Origin of the sequence: Dactylosporangium sp. CA-052675, from assembly GCF_050947935.1 — a bacterium.
GTDB lineage: Bacteria > Actinomycetota > Actinomycetes > Mycobacteriales > Micromonosporaceae > Dactylosporangium.
In genome coordinates this window covers 3,197,354-3,211,893 of record NZ_CP192010.1, presented here as the reverse complement: position 1 = coordinate 3,211,893, position 14,540 = coordinate 3,197,354, and the positions used below count along the sequence as shown (strand labels likewise).

At 74.7% G+C, this 14,540-nt stretch carries 9 protein-coding genes and 2 pseudogenes; 7 read left to right on the top strand and 4 right to left on the bottom strand.

The window, feature by feature from the left end; translation table 11 throughout:
* The first annotated feature begins 14 nt into the window (after positions 1–14).
* Positions 15–4,889, top strand: coding sequence for a DNA repair ATPase (locus ACQP1P_RS14655; protein WP_433086975.1), 4,875 nt, complete (start codon positions 15–17; stop codon positions 4,887–4,889).
* Here the strand turns inward: ACQP1P_RS14655 and ACQP1P_RS14650 are convergent.
* Positions 4,841–5,338: an N-acetyltransferase family protein gene (locus tag ACQP1P_RS14650; RefSeq protein ID WP_433086973.1), complete on the bottom strand. Its 498-nt coding sequence runs from the start codon at positions 5,336–5,338 to the stop codon at positions 4,841–4,843. The two genes, ACQP1P_RS14655 and ACQP1P_RS14650, sit on opposite strands and share 49 nt — an antisense overlap.
* A gap of 48 nt (positions 5,339–5,386) precedes the next feature.
* Here ACQP1P_RS14650 and ACQP1P_RS14645 point away from each other — a divergent pair.
* Positions 5,387–6,211 (top strand): annotated as a pseudogene (locus ACQP1P_RS14645) (DMT family transporter); the annotation flags it as partial.
* A gap of 52 nt (positions 6,212–6,263) precedes the next feature.
* On the opposite strand, the gene ACQP1P_RS14640 reads toward ACQP1P_RS14645, so the two are convergent.
* Both ACQP1P_RS14640 and ACQP1P_RS14635 read right to left on the bottom strand, forming a co-directional pair.
* Positions 6,264–7,367, bottom strand: coding sequence for a glycosyltransferase (locus tag ACQP1P_RS14640; RefSeq protein WP_433086971.1), 1,104 nt, complete (start codon positions 7,365–7,367; stop codon positions 6,264–6,266).
* Entirely contained in the window at positions 7,364–8,119 is a 756-nt protein-coding gene (locus tag ACQP1P_RS14635; RefSeq protein WP_433086969.1) for a DUF2334 domain-containing protein, read from the bottom strand. The genes ACQP1P_RS14640 and ACQP1P_RS14635 overlap by 4 nt, the downstream gene beginning before the upstream one ends.
* A gap of 260 nt (positions 8,120–8,379) precedes the next feature.
* Here ACQP1P_RS14635 and ACQP1P_RS14630 point away from each other — a divergent pair, with 260 nt between their 5' ends.
* From ACQP1P_RS14630 to ACQP1P_RS14620, 3 genes are all read left to right on the top strand, one after another.
* Entirely contained in the window at positions 8,380–10,038 is a 1,659-nt protein-coding gene (locus ACQP1P_RS14630) for a GDSL-type esterase/lipase family protein (RefSeq protein WP_433086967.1), read from the top strand.
* Positions 10,039–10,558: 520 nt separating this feature from the next.
* Positions 10,559–11,248 (top strand): FadR/GntR family transcriptional regulator, encoded by a 690-nt coding sequence (locus tag ACQP1P_RS14625; RefSeq protein ID WP_433086965.1) that lies wholly within the window; start codon positions 10,559–10,561, stop codon positions 11,246–11,248.
* 25 nt (positions 11,249–11,273) lie between these two features.
* Positions 11,274–12,125, top strand: a complete 852-nt coding sequence (locus ACQP1P_RS14620) for a fumarylacetoacetate hydrolase family protein (RefSeq protein WP_433086963.1) — start codon at positions 11,274–11,276, stop codon at positions 12,123–12,125.
* Positions 12,126–12,139: 14 nt separating this feature from the next.
* On the opposite strand, the gene ACQP1P_RS14615 is transcribed toward ACQP1P_RS14620, so the two are convergent.
* Entirely contained in the window at positions 12,140–12,532 is a 393-nt protein-coding gene (locus ACQP1P_RS14615; RefSeq protein WP_433086961.1) for a hemerythrin domain-containing protein, read from the bottom strand.
* A gap of 146 nt (positions 12,533–12,678) precedes the next feature.
* Here ACQP1P_RS14615 and ACQP1P_RS14610 point away from each other — a divergent pair, with 146 nt between their 5' ends.
* Both ACQP1P_RS14610 and ACQP1P_RS14605 read left to right on the top strand, forming a co-directional pair.
* Entirely contained in the window at positions 12,679–14,085 is a 1,407-nt protein-coding gene (locus tag ACQP1P_RS14610; protein ID WP_433086959.1) for a pyridoxal phosphate-dependent decarboxylase family protein, read from the top strand.
* Positions 14,086–14,171: 86 nt separating this feature from the next.
* Positions 14,172–14,402 (top strand): annotated as a pseudogene (locus tag ACQP1P_RS14605) (hypothetical protein); the annotation flags it as partial.
* Positions 14,403–14,540 lie beyond the last annotated feature (138 nt).

Below are 14,540 nucleotides of genomic sequence, written 5' to 3'. Positions count from 1 at the left end.
AAGCGACCGCGGCGGTGAGCGACACGACCGAGGCGGGCCCGGCGGCGGGCCTGGACGCCGGCACCTACGAGGTGCTGCGCGACCGGCTCGCCGCCCAGGCGGCCGAGCTGACGCGCCGGGCCGAGGCCCTCAACGCGCGGCGGACCGAGGTGTTCGGGGGCGCCCAGCTGCGGCTGCTGGGCACCGAGCGCATCCGCACCGAGCACAACTGCGTCCCGCGCGACATCGTGTCCGTCGGCGGCCTGATGCTGTTCGGCTACAACGTCTTCATCGGCCTCAAGCCGGAGACGACGGTCGACGACGTGTTCTCGGTCCACCGCTTCGCCCGCGACGGCGACGCGTTCCGGTTCGACCGGCCGTCCGGCGACGACGACGCCGCGCTGCTGCGCGACCCGCGGCTGCTGCGCGACTTCGGCGAGGTCTACAAGTACTACCGCGACACCCGGCTGCTGCAGCTGCGCCGCCTCGACGGCAAGCTCCTCGCCGTCTTCCAGACCGGGCCGCGCACCGACGACATCAAGGTGCTGCGCTGGACCGTCGGCGCGGACGGCACGGTGTCCTATGTGGACAACCGGGGCGAGCGCGACCACGTGTTCCCGCCGTCGCACGACTTCGAGTGGACGCCGGTCGGCCGCGAGCGGCACGTCCTGGGCCGGCACCCTCACATCTCCATCGAGGACGTGGTGTTCGTCGAGACCGTCGGCGGCGACCTGACCGTCAAGGTGGAGAACAACACCGAGACCGGCGAGGGCATCTACCGGGAGCCGGTCGACGAGCCGCTGCAGAGCCTCGCCGACGCCGACGTGAGCTACGCGCGCGTCGGCGCCCTGGTGCTGCTGCGCATCAGGCCGTACAAGGAGGACGCCTATCGCTTTCTGGTCTTCAACACGAGGACCCGGGCGGTCGTGCGGCTCGACGGGATCGGCCAGGGCTGCCAGCGCCTGCCGGAGGACCAGGGCCTGATCTTCCCCGGCGGGTACTACCTGGCCACCGGCGTCGCCCGCACCTTCGACACCGACGTGGCCGAGCTCGAGTTCGAGCGCGTGATCCGGTCCGTCAACGGCGAGGACGTGCTCTACGTCTTCCACGCGCGGGCCGACGGCCGGTCGCTGCTGCTGCCGTACAACGTCATCCGCAAGGCGGTCGAGAACCCGATCGTGTGCCACGGCTACTCGCTGTTCGACGACGGAACCCTCGTGGTCTTCCGGGCCGGGTCCGAGGAGCCGGCCCGGGTCCACACCATGCAGGTCTGGCAGACGCCGTACCAGTCGGACACGTACGCCGCCGCCCAGCCGCTCGGGACCGGGCCGCTGGACCGGGTGGGCAACGCCGACCTCGTCCGCGGCATCTCCGACGCCCTGTCGGTGGCCCGGATGGTCGCCGAGATGGCCCCGTCCGCGGCGGTCTTCGAGGCGATCGTCGCCGCGTGCCGGCGCGCCTTCGACCACTACCACTGGCTCGGCGAGGCCGACCTCGGCGACCTGCGCCACCCGCTCACCGAGCTGCGCGACACCGCCGAGCAGGTGCTCGGCGAGTTCGAGCGGGTGCAGGCGCTCACCGAGGAGGCGGCCGCCGCCCTCGGCGCGCAGGGCGAGCGGATCGAGTCGCTGATCCGCCGCTCCCAGGGCGAGACGCCCGCCGACACCGACGCCTGGGTACGGCGCCTGGCCGACCTGCGCCGCGCCCAGGGCTCGCTGGTGCCGCTGGCCGAGCTGCGCTACGTCGACACCGAGCGGGTCGCCGCGCTGCGGGCCCGGCTCGGCGCGGAGCTCACGGCGGCGGCCCAGCGGGCGGTGCGGTTCCTGCGGCACGAGGACGCCTTCGCCGCCTACCACACCGACGTCGAGCGCCTGGTCGCCGACGCCGAGGCGATCCGGACCGTGGCCGACGCGGGACCGGTCGGCGAGCGGCTGGCCGCGCAGGCGGAGGCGCTGCAGATCGTCACGGAGGTGGTCGGCTCCCTCGAGATCGCCGACGCCACCGTCCGGGTCGGCATCCTGGCCCGCATCGGCGAGGTGCTCGGCGGCGTCAACCGGGCCCGGGCCACCCTCGACGCCCGCCGCCGCGAGCTGCTCGCCGTCGAGGGGCGGGCCGAGTTCGCGGCCGAGTTCGCGCTGCTCGGGCAGGCGGTCACCGGCGCGCTCGCGGCCGCCGGCACCCCCGAGCGCTGCGACGAGCAGCTCGGCCGGCTCATGCTGCAGCTGGAGAACCTGGAGTCCCGCTTCGGCGAGTCCGAGGACTTCCTGGCCCGGCTCGCGGACCGGCGCACCGACGTCTACGAGGCATTCTCGGCCCGCCGGCAGGCGCTGCTGGACGAGCGGGCCCGCCGCGCCGACCGGCTCGCCGAGTCCGCCGAGCGGATCCTCGCCGGCGTCGGGCGCCGGGTCGCCGCCATGACGTCGGCCGACGAGGTCAACACGTACTTCACGACCGACCCGATGGTCGCGCGGGTCCGCCGCCTGGCCGGCGAGCTGCGCGAGTTGGGCGACCAGGTCCGCGCCGAGGAGCTGGACGGGCGGGTCCAGCGGGCCCGGCTGGAGGCCGGCCGGCTGCTGCGGGACCGGACCGACCTCTTCGACGGCTCGGCCGACCTCATCCGCCTCGGCCGCCACCGGTTCGCCGTCAACACCCAGCCGATCGACCTCACGCTCGTGCCGCACGGCGACGGGCTGGCGTTCACCGTGACCGCGACCGACTACCGCGCACCGGTGGACGACCCGCAGATCGCCGCGGCGCGCCCGTTCTGGGGGCAGCTCGTCGCCTCCGAGTCGCCCGAGGTGTACCGCGCCGAGCACCTGGCCGCCCTGGCCCTGGAGGTCGCGCCCGAAGGCGGATCCCTGCAGGCCGTGCGGCGCCTGGCTGACGAGCGCTACGACGAGGGCTACGAGCGCGGTGTGCACGACCACGACGCGGCGCTGATCCTCGAGGTCCTGCGGCGGCTGGACGCCGGTGCCGGGCTCCTGCGCCATCCGGGGGCGGATCGCGCCGAGGCGCAGCTGTTCTGGGCTTTCGGGGCCGGCGACGAGGCGAAAGCGGCCTGGACCCGGCGGGCGCGGTCGCTGGCCCGGGCCCGGGCGGCGTTCGGGCCCTCGGACGCGATCGGCGAGCTGTGCGCGGAGCTGCAGTCGGCCATGGGCTCGTCCTCGTCGGCCGCCGCATACCTGTTCGAGGAGTTGGCCCTGCCGGATTTCGGGTTCGTCACCGGCGCGGGCGCGCGGGCGTTGCTGGACCGCTTCCGGCGGGCCGTGCCGTCCGACGAGCTCGCGGCGGACCTGCGGGCCCTCGAGGGCGATCTGGCCGCCCGCCGCCAGCTCGTGTCGGCGTGGCTCACCTCGTTCGCTGCGGACAGCCCGGACCTCCAGGAGGCCGCCGCCGTCGTGCTCTGCGGTTCCGGGCTGCCGCGGCGCGAGTCGGCGGCCGAGCTCACCGCGACCGTGGAGGGGCTGCTCGGCACCCATCCACGCATCGAGGGCCGCCGCATGCGGCTGCGGCTGGACGAGGTGCTCGCCCGCACCCGGCGGTTCCGGCTCGAACGCGTGCCGGCCTTCCGGGCCTACCAGCGCCGCCGCAACGAGCTGGCCGCGCGCGAGCGGGAGCGGCTGCGGCTGGAGGACTGCCGGCCGAAGGTGATGAGCGCGTTCGTGCGCAACCGGCTGCTCGACGAGGTGTACCTGCCGCTGATCGGCGACAACCTGGCGCGGCAGCTGGGCGCGGCGGGCGAGGCGAAGCGGGCCGACCAGATGGGTCTGCTGCTGCTCATCTCGCCGCCCGGCTACGGCAAGACGACGCTGATGGAGTACGTGGCCAGCCGCCTCGGGCTCGCGTTCGTCAAGGTGAACGGGCCGGCGCTCGGGCACCACGTGACGTCGCTGGACCCGGCGCAGGCGCCGAACGCGACCGCCCGGCTGGAGATCGAGAAGGTCAACTTCGCGCTGGAGATGGGCAACAACGTCCTGCTGTACCTCGACGACATCCAGCACACCTCGCCGGAGCTGCTGCAGAAGTTCATCTCCCTGTGCGACGCCCAGCGGCGCATGGAGGGCGTCTGGAACGGCCGGACGCGCACGTACGACCTGCGGGGCAAGCGGTTCGCCGTGTGCATGGCCGGCAACCCGTACACCGAGTCGGGGCAGCGCTTCCGGATCCCCGACATGCTGGCCAACCGCGCCGACGTGTGGAACCTCGGCGACGTGCTGACCGGCCGGGACGAGGTGTTCGCGCTGAGCTACATCGAGAACGCCCTGACCTCCAACACCGTCCTCGCCCCGCTGTCGGCGCGGGACCGCGGCGACGTCGAGCTGCTGGTGCGGCTGGCCCGCGGCGACGGCACCGTGCGGCCGGACCAGCTCGCCCACCCGTACTCGGCGGTCGAGGTGGACCGGATGCTCGCCGTGCTGCGCAAGCTGCTGCGGGTGCAGGAGGTGGTGCTGGCGGCCAACCGCGCGTACATCGCCTCCGCGGCCCAGGCCGACGCGTCGCGCACCGAGCCGCCGTTCCTGCTGCAAGGCTCGTACCGCAACATGAACAAGCTCGCCGAGCGGGTCGTGCCGGTCATGAACGACGCCGAGCTGGAGGCGGTCATCGACGACCACTACGCCGGCGAGGCCCAGACGCTCACCACCGGCGCCGAGGCGAACCTGCTCAAGCTGGCCGAGCTGCGCGGCCGCCTCACCCCCGAGCAGGCGGCGCGGTGGGCGGAGGTCAAGGCGGCCCATCGCCGGGCGCAGGCGCTCGGCGGGGCCGAGGACGACCCGATGAGCCGGGCCGTCGGCGCGGTCGGGCTGCTCGCGGACCGGGTCGGCGATGTCGGGGCGGCGATCGAGCGGGCGGCGGCGGCGGGTCAGACGGTCAGCGGCGCGAACGGTACGACCGCCAGATCGAAGGCGTAGTGGACCATCCCGTCCTGGTAGGTCGGGCGCAGGCCGGGGCCGGCAAGGGCGCGGATCAGGCCCTTGCTGGCCGCGTTGGCGCCGGTCACGTCGGCCTGGACGGTGCGCACGCCGGCCGCGGCCATGCGCGGCACCAGGGCGCGCACGAGCGCGGTGGCCAGGCCGGTGCGCTGCCACGGGTCGGCGACCAGCACGGCCAGGTCGGCGGCGGGCGAACAGGCGGGGCGGCGGCCGTACTCGGCCCACCCGCACAGCCGCCCGCCGTCGTCCACCGCGACCTGCGCGTCCCACTCCGGCCGCGGGCCGCCCTCCAGATGACGCAGGTAGAACGTGGGCAGCCGCCCGCCACTGCCGACGCAGAAGCGCCGGTCGATGCTGCGCGCGGACAGGTGCCGCTCGGCGGCCGCCACGAGGTGCTCGTCGCCCGTCTGCCATGGCCGGATGAGCATGAGCTGAGTCTAGAACTTGAACCCAACTCCTGTGAACACCGCGCGGCCATGTGCCGGTCGCCGGGTGGTCGTGCGGTTGCGGTACAACCCCTGATCATGTTCGCTGTCGTGCTGTCGGTTCTGGCCGCCGCCATGTTCGCCTTCTCGGCGGCCATGCAGCAGCGCGCGGCCCGCCGGGCCGCGCCGGATGTGCACGACCGGGCGCTGCCCGTGCGGGTGTTCCTGCTCATCCGCACGCTCGTACGGGATCGCTGGTGGCTGGCGGGCTGGGTGCTCAACCTGTTCGCCTTCGCCGCCCACGCGCTCGCGCTGCACCTGGGATCGCTCACGATCGTGCAGGCGTTGCTGGTGTCGCAGCTGCTGTTCGCGCTGCTGACCGTCCGGCGGCCACGGGCCACGGCCTGGCTCGGCACCGTCGCCGTGTGTGCCGGGTTGGCGCTGCTGGTCGTGGCCCGCCCGTCGGTGCCGCACGATCTCGTGCGAACCGACGTGCCCCCGGCGGTGGGGCTCGCCGCGGCCGTGACGGTCGCGTTCATCGCCGTCGCGCACCTGCTCCCGGCCCGCACCGAGGCGCGCCTGCGCGGCGCGCTCGCCGGGGTCGCGGCCGGCGTGTGCACGTGCCTGACCGCCGTGTTCGTCGTGCTCGTCACCGACACGCTGGCCCGCGACGGCGTCCGGGGCCTGGCCCACGACTGGTCGGTCCTGGCCCTGGCCGCCTCGACCACGGCGAGCGCCCTGCTCATCCAGGACGCGTTCGCCGCGGGCTCGCTGCCGACCGCGCTGACCGCGATCAGCATCGCCGACCCGCTCGCCAGCGCCCTGTTCGACGCGACCGTCTTCCACGCGGGCTGGCGCGGCGCCCTGTGGTGGCCCTGGAGCCAGGTCGTCGTCGCGGCGCTGCTCGTCGCCGGCGTGGCGCTGCTCGCTACGGGACGCGCTGGCGCCCGGTCGCCCGGGCGAACACCTCCAGCAGACCACCGACCGTCGCCGACCACGGGAACTGCTCCGCCACCGCTCGCGCGTCCGAGCGACGGCGCTGCGGCGCCGCGCTGAGCAGCGACTCGACGCCGTCGGCCAGCGCGTGCGCGGTGCCGTCGGTGACCCGGCCCGACTCCGGCCGCAGGATCAGCTCACCCGCGGCCCCCTTCGACGGCACCACGACCGGCACGCCGCACGCGAGGGACTCCAGCGTGGCCAGGCCGAAGGTCTCGGCCGGGGACGGCGACAGCGAGATGTCCGCGCCGGCCACGAGCTCGGCGAGGCGGCCCCGCTCGGCCACGTGACCGAGGAAGCGCACCGGCAGCCCCTCGGCGAGACGGGTCAGGCGGCGCTGCAGCGGGCCGGTGCCGATCACGTCGAGGGTGGCGGGCACGCCGCGGCGGCGCAGCTCGCGCAGGGCCTCGATGGACAGCTCCGGGTGCTTCTCCGTGGACAGGCGGCTGACGGTCACGAGGCGCACGCCGGGCTCGCGCTCGACCGGCCGGAAGGTGTCGAGGTCCACCCCGAGCGGGACGCGGTGGATCTTCTCCCGGCCGAAGACCTCGAACTCGGCGGCGGAGAAGGCCGACGTGAGCACGATGTGGTCGACGAGCCGGTGCAGGCGGCGGTTGGCCGCGGTGGCGGCGGAGTCCAGCGGGAACCAGCGCGGCACCCGGGTGCGCAGGATGGCGTTGATGCGCTCGTGCGAGACCAGCACCAGCGGTACACCCCGGGAATGTGCCCACGGGGCGAGCCAGGAGATGCTGAGCTTGTCGTTGGCCTCCAGCACGTCGGGCTCGACCCGGTCCAGCAGCGCGCACACGCGGCGGCGGGCGGTGAGCACGCGATAGCCGCCCGTGCCGGGCAGCAGCGGGCTGCGCACGGTGAGGTGGCGGCCGTCGGGCAGGGTGATGTCGCGGTCCTCGGTGCCGGGCACCAGCGTGACGCGCTCGTGACCGGCCGCGATGTAGCCGCGCCCGGTCTGCTCCACGCAGGTGCGCAAGCCCCCGGAGACCGGCGTGTAGAAGTTCGCGAGCTGGACGATCCTCACGACGCCGCCGCGTCGAGGACGGCGCCGTAGGTGGTGGCGCGGGCGCCGGCCTTCAGCGCGCCCTCGATCGCCCGCAGCGTGTCGTCGCGCAGGCGCGGCCGGTGCAGGTCGTCGGGGTGCAGCGCGACGCGCACCAGGCCGCGGCGGCGGGTGGCCCAGGCCGCGCCGCCGCGCAGGACGGCCGAGCCGAGCCGTTCCCCGGTGCCCCCGGGGCGATGCGAGAGCGCGAACCCGCGCCGGGCCCGGGTGGGGCCGGCGCCGCGGAGGTCCTTCACGCCGAAGTGGTCGGTGGTGTACCGGAAGCCGGCCCCCGCCAGCGCCCGCTCGGCGGCCGGCGAGGCGAGCCAGCCCGGCGGGGTGAAGCCGGCGGTGCGCAGCCCGAGGCGGTCGAGCACCTCCTTGGCGTCGCCGAGGCGGCGGGCGGCCTGCCGCTCGTCGAGCGCGGCGAACTCGGCGGCGCCACGGGCCACGGCCCGGCCGACGGCGCGGCGCACGGGGCGCCCCTCCGGCCCGGCCCGGTGGCACCAGCCGTGCAGCACGAGCTCGTCGCCGCGGGCGGCGCGGTCGCGCAGCACCTCCGCGTAGTCGCCGTGCTCGGCCAGCGCCATCCCGCGCCACGGCCCGGGGATCACCAGCAGCGAGACCGGGATGCCGAGCGCGTCGGCGTCGGCGCACCAGCGCGCGGTCTCGTCGGCGGTCGCGGGCGCCACGTCGTGGACGCTGACCACCAACAGTGGTTGAACGGTCGTCATCTAGGCCCATCACAGCAGGTCAGGGCGGCGTGCCGCGTCGAGTCGGGGTACCTGTCGCCGGACGTTAGCACGTGCCGCACAACCGCCCGCGACCCCGACCACCCGCGGCTCGACAATGCGGCGCACGTCACGATCACATCGATGAACATCAGCTCGCGGCCGCATGAACCCGGCGTGAACGGAGCGGGTTTTGTCAATGGTTGACAAAGCCCGGATCGGCAGCGACGCTTGTCGATACCATGCCCTCCTGGAGGTTCCCGATGCGCCGCCTACTCGTCGCCCTCCTCCTACTCGCCGCCGCCGTCGCCCTGCCCGCCCACGCCGCCACGGCCGCCGTCACCGGCCGGCCGATCAAGATCATGCCGCTCGGCGACTCGATCACCTGGGGCGTCGGCAGCGCCACCACCTCGAGCTACCGCGCCGCGCTGTGGAACCGCCTCACGACCCAGGCCGGGTTCGGCGTGGACTTCGTCGGCTCGCAGCAGTCCGGCGCCGTGCCCGACCCCGACAACGAGGGCCACTCGGGCTGGCGCATCGACCAGATCGCCGCGAACATCGACGGCTGGCTCGCGACCTACCAGCCCGACGTCGTGCTGCTGCACATCGGCACCAACGACATGAACCAGAACTACCAGGTCGCCACCGCCCCGCAGCGCCTCGGCGCCCTGGTGGACCAGGTCCTCGCCGACCGCCCCTCCGCCACGGTGCTGGTCGCGAAGATCGTGCCCGCGCTCGACGCCACCGTCCAGTCGCGGATCACCACGTTCAACGCCGCGATCCCCGGGGTGCTGTCCGGCAAGGCCCGCACGCGGATCGTGGACCTGAGCGGGCTCAGCGCGGGCGACCTCAACGACACCCTGCACCCCAACGACACCGGCTACGCGAAGATGGCCGTGCGCTGGTACACCGCGCTGGAGCCGGTGCTCGGCGACGGGCGCGACTGGCCGCTGTTCACCACCGCGTTCGAGCCGTCCGACGCGGCCCCCACGTGGGCGGACAGCGCGGCGGCGGCGGTCGGCGTCGGCGGGTACTGCTGTGCCCTCACCGCCGCCGAGTCCTCCCCGCGGGCCGAGGTCGCGCACAGCGGCACGAGCGCGCTGCTGTACTCCGGCTCCGACAACTCGGCCACGCAGTCGTACTCCTACCAGCGCGTCTACGCCGCCGACCTGCCCCTGGGCGCGAGCAGCGTGCTGTCGTACTGGATCTACCCGCAGCAGGCGACCGGCACGTTCGTCGCCGTCGACCTGCAGTTCACCGACGGCTCGGCGCTGCGCGACTCGGGGGCGGTGGACCAGTACGGGGTGCGCGCCCACCCGCAGTGGCAGGGCGAGGGCGGGCGGCTCGTGGTGAACCAGTGGAACCTCGTGCGCGTCGGCCTCGGCGGGCTCGCGGGCCGCACGGTGTCGCGCATCGACGTCGGGTTCGACCGGCCGGGCGGCACCGGGCCGTTCCGCGGCTACGTCGACGACATCGCGATCGCCGACGAGGCGGGCGCCTTCCCGGGCGCCGACCTCGCGCTCGGCGCCGCGGCGACCGGCTCGGCCCCGTGCGTCGCGGCCGAGGCGGCCGCGAAGGCCGTCGACGGGGTCGTGTCCGGCAACAGCAAGTGGTGCAGCGGGGTCGCGGGGGCGAGCCTGCAGCTCGACCTCGGCTCGGCGCGGACCGTGCGGCGCTTCGTGGTGCGCCACGCCTCGGCGGGCGGGGAGCAGGGCGGGTACAACACCCGCGCCTTCACCATCGCGACGAGCACCGACGGCACGACGTGGAGTACCGCGGCGACCGTGACCGCGAACACCGACGGCGTGACGACCCACGCGATCGCCGCGCGCGCCGCACGGTTCGTGCGCCTGAGCGTCACCACCCCGAACCAGGTCGACGGCGCGACGCGGATCTACGAGCTCGAGGTCGACGGCTCGTGAGCACCGCGGTCCGCCGGGCCTCGGGTCGGGCGGACCGCGGTCACCGGCGGCATCCCGGGTTTCGTCGCCGTACCGGCGTGCGGGCGGGTACACGTGCACCACCACCGGCGAACGGCCAGGTCGCCGCCGGCGGTGAACGCGAGCGTGCCCTGCGTGAGCCGGAACGGGCCTCGGCCGAGGGCCGCCCGCGCGCCCGCGCGCGAGCCGGCCCGGGCGGTGACCCCGTCGAGCGGCAGCGTGGCCGCGTCGAAGCCAGCGGCCGCGGGCCGGCCCTGCGGGCCGCCTTCCCACGCGGCGCGGCCGGCGCGGGCGACACCGCCGGCGCGGCGGGAGTCTCGGGCGGCGTGTCCGGCCGGGCGGGCGAGCCGATCTCGAACGGCCTCGGCTGCGGGAACGCCGTCGCGCCGAACGACTCCGGCAGACGGCCATCGGGCAGTTCCCTGCGGTCGCGGCAGAAGCCGGTGCCGAACCGCGGATACGCCTAAACTGGCCAGGCCACCACGTCATCTGGGAGAAACCCGTGACCGCCGAGTTCACCCCGGTCCACCGCTCCTCCGCCGCCGCCGAGGCCGTGCGGCTCATCCAGGAGATGATCGTCGACGGGCGGCTCGTGCCCGGGCAGCGGCTGCCGGCCGAGCGGGAGCTCAGCGAGATGCTGCGCATCAGCCGGCCCACGCTGCGCGAGACGATCCGGTCCCTGGTCAGCCTGAACATCCTGGAGAGCCGGCACGGGTCCGGGACCTACGTGGCGGCCCTGGACACCGCGGCCCTGCTGGAGCCGCTGGAGTTCGTGATGTCGCTCAGCGGCCGCACGCTCGACGAGCTGTTCGAGGCGCGGCTGCTGATCGAGCCGGCCCTGGCCGCGCTCGCCGCCTCGCGCGCGGACGCGGGTCAGGTCGCGGCGATGCGCGCGGCGCTGGCCGAGCCGGACCGGGTGAGCGCCGACATGGCGCTGCACCGCCTGATCGCGGAGGCGGCCGGCAACGCGCTGCTCGCCACGATGCTGCAGACGCTCTCGGCGCTGGGCCGGGCGAGCCGGGCCGTGACCGCCACCCGCCCGGGCGTGCTGCGCCGCACCGCGGCCGAGCACGCCGCGATCGTGGAGGCCATCGACCGCCGCGACCCCGACGCCGCCCGCGCCGCGATGGCCGAGCACCTCCGGCGCATCGCGGCCGCCGCGGGAGTCACGACAATTGGCTTGACCACTTGACCATCTCGGGCATAGCTTGACCGGCATGAGACTTGCGCGGATCGGCAACGCCGGTGAGGAGCGGCCCGTGGTGGTCGCCGACGACGGGACCTACCTGGACCTGTCGGCCGTCACCGGCGACATCGACGGCGCCTTCCTGGCCGGCGGCGGCCTCGACCGCGCCCGCGCCGCCCTCGGCACCCTCCCCCGCCTCGACGTCCCCGCCGGCACCCGCATCGGGGCGCCGGTGGCGAACATCGGCAAGATCGTGTGCATCGGGCAGAACTACGCCCGGCACGCCGCCGAGTCGGGGGCAGAGCCGCCCAGCGAGCCGATCGTGTTCCTGAAGGCGGCCGACACCGTGGTCGGGCCGGACGACGACGTGCGCATCCCGAAGGCCAGCGTCAAGACCGACTACGAGGTCGAGCTCGCGGTCGTCATCGGGACGGCGGCGCGGTACCTCGACAGCCCCGCCGACGCCGGCGCGCACATCGCGGGCTACGCCGTGAGCAACGACGTCTCCGAGCGCGAGTTCCAGCTCGAGCGCCTCGGCCAGTGGGACAAGGGCAAGAACTGCGAGACGTTCAACCCGCTCGGCCCCTGGCTGGTGACCGCGGACGGCCTCGACGTGCCGGCGCTGCGGCTGCGCTCCTGGGTCAACGGCCAGGCGCGGCAGGACGAGGTCGCGTCCGACATGATCTTCGACGTCGCGCACCTGGTGTGGTACGTCAGCCAGTTCATGGTCCTGCACCCGGGCGACGTCATCAACACCGGCACGCCGGCCGGCGTCGCGATGGGCCTGCCCGGCCAGCCCTACCTGCGCGCGGGCGACGTGATGGAGCTGGAGATCGAGGGGCTCGGCCGCCAGCGGCAGACGCTGCGGGACCACACGGCCTAGGAGGTCCGCCCGGTTCACGGTGTCAGCTCGTTCAGTACCGATGTCAGGCGCTTCTCCTCGAAGGTGAAGTGCGACTCCATCACCGCGGCCAGCCCGGCAAGCTCGGCCCGGGTGGGGTCGGCCTCGACGCGGCGGATGAGCGCGGCGATCTGCTCGTGGTCGTGGCGCAGCTCGGCGAGGATGGCGCGCAGGCCGGGGTGGCGCTCGGCGAGCACCTGGAACATGCCGCGCTCCTCGCCGGTGTGGTGCCGGTCGAGCGCGCCGCAGAACGCGAGGCAGTGCGCGCGCAGCTCGCGGGAGAAGTCGGGAAGCCGGGCGATGTCGTCCAGCAGGGACCGCAGGTGCTGGTGGATCTCGATGAGCTGGTGCCCCAGGGCCGCGACGCGCGGCGGGGTGAACTCGGACAAGGGGTGACCTCGTAGGGTTCGGCGCCTCCATGCCCTCGGCGGTCTGCTTGCCGGGTACACCGCGACGCTGCGACCCATCCTAAACGGTCCGCGGGATTGCGGGTGGATCTCGACACCGCGGGTGTCGCGGGGCGCACAGTGGACGTATGAGTGCGAACAAGGACGCCTACGACGCCGCCCTCGCCGCGGCCGACTCGCACGCCCGGGCCTGGCTGGCCTCGCTCGCCGGGCGGTCCGTGCCCCCGCGCGCCGACGCCGACCAGCTCGCGCCGGCCGTCGGCGGGGCGCTGCCCGAGGAGCCGTCCGACCCGGCCGAGGTCGTGGACCTGCTGGCCCGCTCGGCCGAGCCGGGGCTGATGGCGATGCCGTCCGGCCGGTTCTACGGCTGGGTGATCGGCGGCACGCTCCCGGCCGCGCTCGGGGCCGACTGGCTGGTGAGCGCCTGGGACCAGAACGCCGCGATGCGGTACCCGACGCCCGCGACCGCGGCGCTGGAGGAGGCGGCCGGCGCCTGGGTGCTCGACCTGCTCGGGCTGCCCGCCGGGGCCGACGTCGGGTTCGTCACCGGCGCCACGATGGCCAACTTCACCGGCCTGGCCGCCGCGCGCCGTCACGTGCTCGCGCGCCGGGGCTGGGACCTCGACTTCGACGGGCTGTTCGGGGCGCCGCGCATCCGCGTGCTGGTCGGCGAGGAGCGGCACGACACGCTCGATCTGGCGCTGCGGTACCTCGGCCTGGGCGCCCCGACGCCCGTGGCCGCCGACGAGCAGGGCCGCATCCGGCTGGACGCGCTGGCCGAGGCGCTGCGCACCGGCGGGGACGAGCCCACCATCGTGTGCCTGCAGGCCGGGAACGTCCACAGTGGATCGTTCGACCCGATCGGCGAGGCGGCCGAGCTCGCGCACCGCCACGGCGCCTGGGTGCACGTCGACGGCGCCTTCGGGCTGTGGGCCGCCGCGTCGCCCCGGCTGCGCCACCTCGTGCCCGGCCTCGAGCGCGCCGACTCGTGGGCGACGGACGGGCACAAGACGCTGAACGTGCCGTACGACTGCGGCATCTCGATCGTCGCGGACCCCTCGGCCCTGCGCGCCGCGATGGGCGTGCGGGCCAGCTATCTCATCGAGCCCGCGGGCCCCGGCGGGCCGGCCGACCCGTTCGAGAAGGTGCCCGAGCTGTCCCGGCGCGCCCGCGGGGTGCCGGTGTGGGCCGCGCTGCGCTCGCTGGGCCGGCGCGGGGTCGCCGAGATGGTCGACGGATTCGCGCGCAACGCCCGCCGGCTGGCCGAGGGCATCGCCGCGATCGACGGCGCCGAGGTGCTCAACGACGTCGTCTTCACGCAGGTCTGCGCCGCGTTCGGCGACGACGGGCGCACCGCCGCGGTGACCCGCGCTCTGCTGGAGGACGGCCGCGCCTGGATGTCGGGCTCGACGTGGCGCGGCCGCGCGATCCTGCGCGTGTCGGTGAGCAACTGGTCGACGGACGAGGCCGACGTCGAGGAATCCCTGGAGGCCGTCCGCCGCGCGGTCGCCCGGTCCGCCTTCAGGCCGGCCTGACCTCGTGCAGGGGTGTTGGGCGGAGGCGGGAATTCGAGTATGGCCCGAGCGCCAACGCGGGTCGGGAAGGTACGCCCGGGCTCACGGTGGTCACTCAGGATGAGGCCGCGCCAGCCACCCCGAACGCCACGAGTACGACCTTGGCCCCGGCCGGCGAGGCCGGGTCGATGGCGGGTGGGTCGCTGATTGACGAGATCGTGCGGGAGTGCGCACGGCGGATGCCGGCCGCCGCGTTGGAGGCCGAGGTCGCCGCCTCCATCGCCGCGCATCGGGAGGATGTCGACAAGTGGGGCCGCCGGCTCGTGGTGCCCCCGGGTCAACGCCAGAACCTTATGACCGCAGCGCCCTGGACCTCACTCAGGTCCGCGATCGGTCACCGCCACATTGTCACCCGCGCTTCTTGGCGAGTCAGTGTGGTGGCCCGGTAGTCAAGCGTTGCCACAGACTCCAGGGAT

What these genes read in the sequence shown, in the direction of transcription:
- ACQP1P_RS14650 (WP_433086973.1), bottom strand. Translation starts at nt 5,338, where the DNA reads ATGCTCATCCGGCCATGGCAGACGGGCGACGAGCACCTCGTGGCGGCC.
- ACQP1P_RS14635 (WP_433086969.1), bottom strand. Translation starts at nt 8,119, where the DNA reads ATGACGACCGTTCAACCACTGTTGGTGGTCAGCGTCCACGACGTGGCG.
- ACQP1P_RS14630 (WP_433086967.1), top strand. Translation starts at nt 8,380, where the DNA reads ATGCGCCGCCTACTCGTCGCCCTCCTCCTACTCGCCGCCGCCGTCGCC.
- ACQP1P_RS14620 (WP_433086963.1), top strand. Translation starts at nt 11,274, where the DNA reads ATGAGACTTGCGCGGATCGGCAACGCCGGTGAGGAGCGGCCCGTGGTG.
- ACQP1P_RS14610 (WP_433086959.1), top strand. Translation starts at nt 12,679, where the DNA reads ATGAGTGCGAACAAGGACGCCTACGACGCCGCCCTCGCCGCGGCCGAC.